This window comes from Streptomyces sp. NRRL WC-3618, assembly GCF_001280005.1.
Taxonomy (GTDB): Bacteria; Actinomycetota; Actinomycetes; order Streptomycetales; family Streptomycetaceae; genus Streptomyces.
In genome coordinates this window covers 1-6,182 of the sequence record NZ_LGDW01000135.1, presented here as the reverse complement: position 1 = coordinate 6,182, position 6,182 = coordinate 1, and the positions used below count along the sequence as shown (strand labels likewise).

The 6,182-nt window shown below is 71.4% G+C and carries 7 protein-coding genes and 1 pseudogene; 5 read left to right on the top strand and 3 right to left on the bottom strand.

What is annotated here, in order from left to right; translation table 11 throughout:
* Nucleotides 1-198, top strand: a pseudogene (locus tag ADL01_RS46165) (hypothetical protein); the annotation flags it as partial.
* Between the two features lie 78 nt (nucleotides 199-276).
* On the opposite strand, the gene ADL01_RS15945 reads toward ADL01_RS46165, so the two are convergent.
* Entirely contained in the window at nucleotides 277-1,476 is a 1,200-nt protein-coding gene (locus ADL01_RS15945) for a bifunctional adenosylcobinamide kinase/adenosylcobinamide-phosphate guanylyltransferase (protein ID WP_053742659.1), read from the bottom strand.
* Between the two features lie 126 nt (nucleotides 1,477-1,602).
* On the opposite strand from ADL01_RS15945, the gene ADL01_RS15940 reads away from it, so the two are divergent.
* Nucleotides 1,603-1,818, top strand: coding sequence for a hypothetical protein (locus ADL01_RS15940; RefSeq protein WP_053742658.1), 216 nt, complete (start codon nucleotides 1,603-1,605; stop codon nucleotides 1,816-1,818).
* A gap of 141 nt (nucleotides 1,819-1,959) precedes the next feature.
* Here ADL01_RS15940 and ADL01_RS15935 read toward each other — a convergent pair whose 3' ends face one another.
* Nucleotides 1,960-2,661 carry a class I SAM-dependent methyltransferase gene (locus tag ADL01_RS15935; RefSeq protein ID WP_053742657.1) on the bottom strand — a complete coding sequence of 234 codons (702 nt, stop codon included), beginning with the start codon at nucleotides 2,659-2,661 and terminating at the stop codon, nucleotides 1,960-1,962.
* A gap of 83 nt (nucleotides 2,662-2,744) precedes the next feature.
* A complete protein-coding gene (locus ADL01_RS15930; protein ID WP_078960548.1) occupies nucleotides 2,745-3,371 on the bottom strand; it encodes a DUF3043 domain-containing protein in 627 nt (208 codons plus the stop codon).
* Between the two features lie 223 nt (nucleotides 3,372-3,594).
* Between ADL01_RS15930 and ADL01_RS15925 the strand changes: the two genes are divergently transcribed.
* From ADL01_RS15925 to ADL01_RS15915, 3 genes are all read left to right on the top strand, one after another.
* On the top strand, nucleotides 3,595-4,389 hold the full coding sequence (locus tag ADL01_RS15925) for a PspA/IM30 family protein (protein ID WP_053742660.1): 795 nt from the start codon (nucleotides 3,595-3,597) through the stop codon (nucleotides 4,387-4,389).
* Nucleotides 4,390-4,403: 14 nt separating this feature from the next.
* The gene (pspAA, locus tag ADL01_RS15920; RefSeq protein ID WP_053742655.1) at nucleotides 4,404-4,682 is read left to right on the top strand and encodes a PspA-associated protein PspAA; all 279 of its coding nucleotides are present in this window, start codon (nucleotides 4,404-4,406) and stop codon (nucleotides 4,680-4,682) included.
* Between the two features lie 134 nt (nucleotides 4,683-4,816).
* Complete coding sequence (locus tag ADL01_RS15915; RefSeq protein ID WP_053742654.1) at nucleotides 4,817-6,073, top strand: sensor histidine kinase; 1,257 nt, start codon at nucleotides 4,817-4,819, stop codon at nucleotides 6,071-6,073.
* Nucleotides 6,074-6,182 lie beyond the last annotated feature (109 nt).

Here is a 6,182-nt window from a genome sequence, read left to right as displayed (position 1 = left end):
CGAGCGCTCCCACCCCGCCGCACCCCCCTGCTCCGGGCGGCGACCCCTTTCCTGGCGGCGGCCACAGCCCTCGACCACACCCTGGCCCCCGTCCTCCGCAGAACCCGCTTCGCGAACACATACCGAATCATCGCGAGACGGGGCACGAGAACCCCGGCCGCGAGCAGCGCCCCTGAAGGGGCGCGGGGCTGTATCTGATCTGCGGCTACCGCCGCGTGGGCGCGACCAGCCCCCACCGGGCCCGCAGCCGAACCGCAAGCCCGCCGGGGGCTCTGCTCACCCCCGCAGCACCACCGCCTGCCCCGCCACCACCAGCAGCACATGCTCACACTCCGCCCCGAACACCGAGTTCAGCCGCCCCAACTCGTCCCGGTACCGCCGCCCGGACGCCGTGGCCGGCACGATCCCGGACCCCACCTCGTTCGACACGGCGACGACAGTCCGCCGTGTCGAACGGACCGCCGCCGTCAACTCCCGTACCCGCCGTCGCAACTCCCGCTCCCCGCCCCCGGCCCACTCCGCGTCGTCCCACGCCCCGACCTGGTCCATCGCGTCCGTCAGCCACAGCGACAGACAGTCGATGAGCAGCGGCGCCCCGTCGTCCTTCAGCAGCGGTACGAGGTCACAGGTCTCGGCGGTACGCCACGACCCCGGCCGCCGTTCCCGGTGCGCGTGCACCCGCGCCGCCCACTCGCCGTCCCCGTTGCGCGTCCCGCCCGTGGCCACGTACAGCACGTCGGGAAACGCCTCCAGCCGCCGCTCCGCCTCCACCGACTTCCCGGACCGGGCACCCCCCAGCACCAGCGTCCGCCGCGGCACATCCGGTACGTCCTCGTAGACGCCGACCGTCAACGTCGTACCGTCCGCCACCGCCCGCGCGCCCGCCGCCGCGAGCCGGCGCCGCAACTCGGCACCCGGGGGCACGTCATGGTCCAGATGAACGGCGACGACGTCCGTGGCGGGCCCCAGCGCGCCCACCGCCCGCAACCGGGCCAGGGCGTCCGGGCGCCCGACGACGTCCGCGAGGACCATGTCGTACGAGGGACCGCTCTTGTCGAGCCCGGCCGGCGCCGCGCCCGGCGGCAGGTACAGCAGCCGCTGCCCGTCCGGACCGGTCACCGCGTACCCCGTACCCGGCGCGTCCATCGGCACCGCGCGCACCCGGTGCCCGGTCAGCAGCGCCAACTCCCGCCCGTCCGGCACCCGTCCGGGCTGCGGGAGCCCCGCCGGCACCTCGATGGCCGGCCCGTCGTGCGGATGCGACAGCAGCACCTGCCGCACGCCGCCCAGTGAGTGCCCGGCGCGGGCCGCCGCGAGGACAGCGCCGGGAGTGAGGTCGAGCAGCAGCGTGCCGTCCACGAGCAGCGCGGTGGCCGCCCGCGCGTGCACGCCGAGCGCGCTGGTGCAGGCCGCGCACGCACAGTCGGGGCGGGGGAGACCGTCGGGGGCACCGGTGCCGAGCAGAGTGAGTTCCACGAACTGATTTTCGCGTGTCCCCGCAGGTCTTGCGCGTCCGGCCTGGACAGGCCCTAGGCTCTCGGACCAGAAGTCGGATCAAGGTCCGGCCCCTGGTCCGCAGCGGTTCATATCTTGGAGGCGTACATGGCGGCATGGACGTGGCGGTTCGAGAAGACCGACGGGGAGGAGGTCCAGCCGGCGGTGGAGCCCGAGGAGTTCACGACGCAGGGTGACGCGGAGTCCTGGATCGGCGAGTACTGGAAGGACCTGCTAGCAGGCGGCACGGACCAGGTACACCTGTTCGAGGACACGACAAAAATCTACGGCCCGATGAGCCTGAAAGAGGCCCAGGAGGCGTAGCCGCGACAAAGGCCGCTGCCGGCGCCCCCTAGGGGGCGCCGACAGCGGCCTTTCAGGGGCGCGGGGCTGTACTTGATCTGCGGCTACCGCCGGGTGGGCGCGACAAGCCCCCACCAACCCGCAGTCGACCAAACAAAGCGCCTAACCCCGAACCCCGCACAAGTGCAACAACGCAGCCACCTGCCGATAGGGATCCGTCCGCCCAGCCCGTTCCTCGACGGCCAGCAGCGCATCCACGTCCGAGGGAACCTCCGCCTCGTCGGACGCCGTGTCCGTGAACACCCGCACCCCGTACCACGCCTGCAACGGCGCCCCGATCCCCGCCAGCGTCCCGGTGAGCGCGGACAGCCGATCGGCACGCACGTCAAGACCGAGCCGGTTCGTGTACGAGTCACTGTCGAACGCACCCAGCGCCCCAGCCCAGTCCCCGGCGATCCCCGCCCGCATGGCGAGCGCGTCCCCGTTGCGCACCAGCAGGGACAGCAGCCCGCCAGGGGCCAGCATCCGCGCCAGCCCCGCCAACAGGGCGTCCGGCAGTTCGACGTACATCAGTACGCCGTGGCAGAGCACCACATCGAAGCTGCCCGGCAGAAAGTGCACCCCGGTGTCACGGCCGTCGCTCTCGAAGAGCCGGACGCGGGCACGGATGCCCTCCGGCTCGGCGGCCAGCGCCTCCCGGGCCGCGTCGAGCATCTTCGGGTCCTTCTCGACACCGGTGACCTGATGGCCGGCCCGCGCCAGGCGCAACGCCTGCGTGCCCTGGCCCATACCGACGTCGAGAACCCGCAGCCGCTGCCCGACCGGGAAACGCCCCGCTATCTGCTCCTCGAGCTGCCGGGCCACCAGTTCCTGCCGTACGACATTGCGCAGCCCGCCCAGCCTGTGCAGCCAGGCGTCCGCCGCGCCCCCGGAGAACGACGTAGTGCTCAGGGCCGCTCTCCGCGCTTGACCTGCGGCTTGGGCAGCCGGAGGCGACGCATCTGGAGGGACCGCATCAGCGCGTAGGCGACCGCGCCCTTCGTCCGCTCGTTCGGGAAGCGCGTGGCCAGCTGCTTCCTCAGCCGGATCGCGATACTGATCGAGTCGACGATGATCAGCACGATCACGAAGAGCCACAGCAGCAGCGCGATGCTCTGCAGTGCGCCCACCCGCACCATGCTCAGTACGAGGATGATCACGGCCATCGGCAGGAAGAACTCGGCGACGCAGAAGCGCGAGTCCACGAAATCGCGCGCGAAACGGCGCACCGGACCCTTGTCGCGGGCGGGGAGATAACGCTCGTCCCCGCTGGCGAGAGCCTGGCGCTGACGCTCCATCGCGGCACGGCGCTCGTCGCGCTGCCGCTTGGCGCCCTCCTTGCGCGTCGTCGGCGTACTGGCCACGCTGCGCCGCTGGGACTGGGCCTCGCTCCGCTTGGGAGTGGGCCTGCCCTTCGGGGCCTGCGGGTCACGGGTCTGCTTGGAGTCGGTCACCGGCGCCTTGTCGGCGGGGGCCTTCTCTTCCTTGGCACGGCTACGGAACACAAAACCCAAGGGTAAGGGGTATCGAGGCATGGACCGCAGCCGAGTGGGGAACGATCCGGCAACGCCGGTCGTCTGAATGGACAGGCAGTAGGGGATCACCTACTCCCTACGCCGGAGTGGGACAGATCGCAGTCGTCCTTGGGGATGAGCGCATCGGGCCCGGAACAGTGCGGTAATGGAGGCAGGGCCCGTACTGTTGGTCCTGTTGCAGGTGCTGGAACTGGAGTCCGTCAGAAGGGGGCGCGCGAAGCCCATGAGCGGTGTCATGAAGCGTATGGGGATGATCTTCCGCGCGAAGGCGAACAAGGCCCTTGACCGGGCCGAGGACCCGCGCGAAACCCTCGACTATTCGTACCAGAAGCAGCTGGAGCTGCTCCAGAAGGTGCGCCGCGGTGTCGCCGACGTGGCGACGAGCCGCAAGCGACTGGAGCTTCAGCTCACTCAGCTGAACAAGCAGTCCGCCACCCTGGAGGACCAGGGCCGCAAGGCACTCGCGCTGGGCCGCGAGGACCTCGCCCGCGAGGCGCTCTCGCGTCGCGCCGCCCTTCAGCAGCAGGTGACGGATCTGGACACGCAGCACCAGACCCTCCAGGGCGAGGAGGAGAAGCTCACCCTCGCCGCGCAGCGCCTCCAGGCCAAGGTCGACGCCTTCCGCACCAAGAAGGAGACGATCAAGGCGACGTACACCGCCGCCCAGGCCCAGACCCGGATCGGCGAGGCGTTCACCGGCATCTCCGAGGAGATGGGCGACGTGGGCCTGGCGATCCAGCGGGCCGAGGACAAGACGCAGCAGCTCCAGGCGCGCGCCGGCGCGATCGACGAGCTGCTCGCCTCGGGCGCCCTCGACGACCCCACGGGCATGGCGAAGGACGACATCCAGGCCGAGCTGGACCGGCTGTCGGGTGGTACGGATGTGGAGCTGGAACTGCAGCGCATGAAGGCGGAGCTGGCCGGCGGCTCGTCGTCGGGGCAGCAGGCCATCGAGGGCGGCGCGGGCCAGCACCAGTCACAGCAGCAGAAGGACGGCCCGCGCTTCGACAAGCAGTAGCCCAGGAGGGCGACATGATCGTACGGATCATGGGGGAGGGCCAGGTGAGGCTGGCGGACAGCCACCTCGCCGAACTGAACAAGCTGGACGACGTGCTCCTGGCGGAAATGGAGATCGGCGACGGCCCCGGCTTCCGCCGCACCCTCCATTCCCTCCTGGCCAAGGTCCGCGAACTGGGCGACCCCCTGCCCGACGACTCCCTGGAACCCTCGGAACTGATCCTCCCGTCACCGGACGCGACGCTGGAGCAGGTACGGGAGCTGCTGAGCGACGACGGGCTGATCCCAGGGTGAGTCAGGGCCGGTTTCAGCTCCGGCCGGCATCTTCAGCCCGTCCGGCGTTTGAGGACAAGGCTCGTTCAGGGCCGTAGCGGGGGCCTGGGGGCGCAGTCCCCAGCAACGCACACCGGGGGGCTACCTTGACAGACGTGACGACCCTCCAGCGCGCCCAATGCCACCTAAAAGCACACCCCCTCGCGCTGGACGTCGCCCTCGCCGCCGCCGTCCTCCTCTGCATGATGGGCGCCTCCTTCGTCGACCCCAACAGCCAGGGCCACGGCGGCTGGACGGCCCGCACCCCCGACCTCCTCAGCCTCCTCCTCATGGTGCTCGGCGCCGCGGCCCTCACCCTCCGCCGCCGCGCCCCCATGAAAGTGCTCGCGTTCACCAGCACCGCCTCCCTCGTCGAGTCGGTCACCGCCGACCCCCGGGCCCCCGTCGCGATGTCCGCGGTGATCGCCCTCTACACCGTCGCGTCGACCACCGACCGCACCACCAGCTGGCGCGTCGGCCTCCTCACGATGACCGTCCTCACCGGTTCCGCGATGCTGGCCGGCCCCCTGCCCTGGTACGCGCAGGAAAACCTCGGCATCTTCGCGTGGACCGGCATGGCCGCGACCGCCGGGGACGCCGTACGCAGCCGCCGCGCCTTCGTCGACGCCATAAGGGAGCGCGCCGAGCGAGCGGAACGCACCCGCGAGGAGGAGGCCCGCCGCCGCGTCGCCGAGGAGCGACTGCGTATCGCCCGTGACCTGCACGACGTGGTCGCCCACCACATCGCCCTCGTCAACGTCCAGGCCGGAGTCGCCGCGCACGTCATGGACAAGCGCCCCGACCAGGCCAAGGAGGCCCTCGCCCACGTACGGGAGGCCAGCCGCTCGGCGCTGAACGAGCTGCGCGCGACCGTCGGGCTGCTGCGCCAGTCCGGGGACCCGGAGGCGCCCACCGAGCCGGCGCCCGGTCTGCACCGGCTCGACGAGCTGGTCGGCACCTTCCACAACGCCGGACTCCCGGTCGAGGTGGCCCGCGCCGACCAGGACACCACCCTCCCCGCCGCCATCGACCTGGCCGCCTACCGGGTGATCCAGGAGGCCCTGACGAACGTGCGCAAGCACGCGGGAGCGGAGGCGAAGGCCGAGGTCAGCGTCGTACGGGTGGGGCCGAACATCGAGATCACCGTGCTGGACAACGGTCCGGGACGCGGGGCGGGCGAGGAGGGGCCGGAAGAGGGCGGCGGGCACGGCCTGCTCGGCATGCGGGAGCGGGTCACCGCGGTCGGCGGCCGCTGCACCACCGGTCCCCGGTACGGAGGCGGCTTCCGCGTACATGCGATCCTGCCGGTGAAGAGCGGCCCGCGCGCCGCGGACGGCGCCGGCAGCCTCGTACAGAGAACCGCGCAGACGTAGACGCAGCAGACTTGAAGTGCTCTCCCTCGTAAACGAGGGAGATTCCTGCCTACCTTGCGGTGGCGGGCTTGACGCCACGGGGACGCCTGACGACTGCCCTCCCGGCAGC

What these genes read in the sequence shown, in the direction of transcription:
- ADL01_RS15930 (WP_078960548.1), bottom strand. Translation starts at nt 3,371, where the DNA reads ATGCCTCGATACCCCTTACCCTTGGGTTTTGTGTTCCGTAGCCGTGCC.
- pspAA (WP_053742655.1), top strand. Translation starts at nt 4,404, where the DNA reads ATGATCGTACGGATCATGGGGGAGGGCCAGGTGAGGCTGGCGGACAGC.
- ADL01_RS15925 (WP_053742660.1), top strand. Translation starts at nt 3,595, where the DNA reads ATGAGCGGTGTCATGAAGCGTATGGGGATGATCTTCCGCGCGAAGGCG.
- ADL01_RS15940 (WP_053742658.1), top strand. Translation starts at nt 1,603, where the DNA reads ATGGCGGCATGGACGTGGCGGTTCGAGAAGACCGACGGGGAGGAGGTC.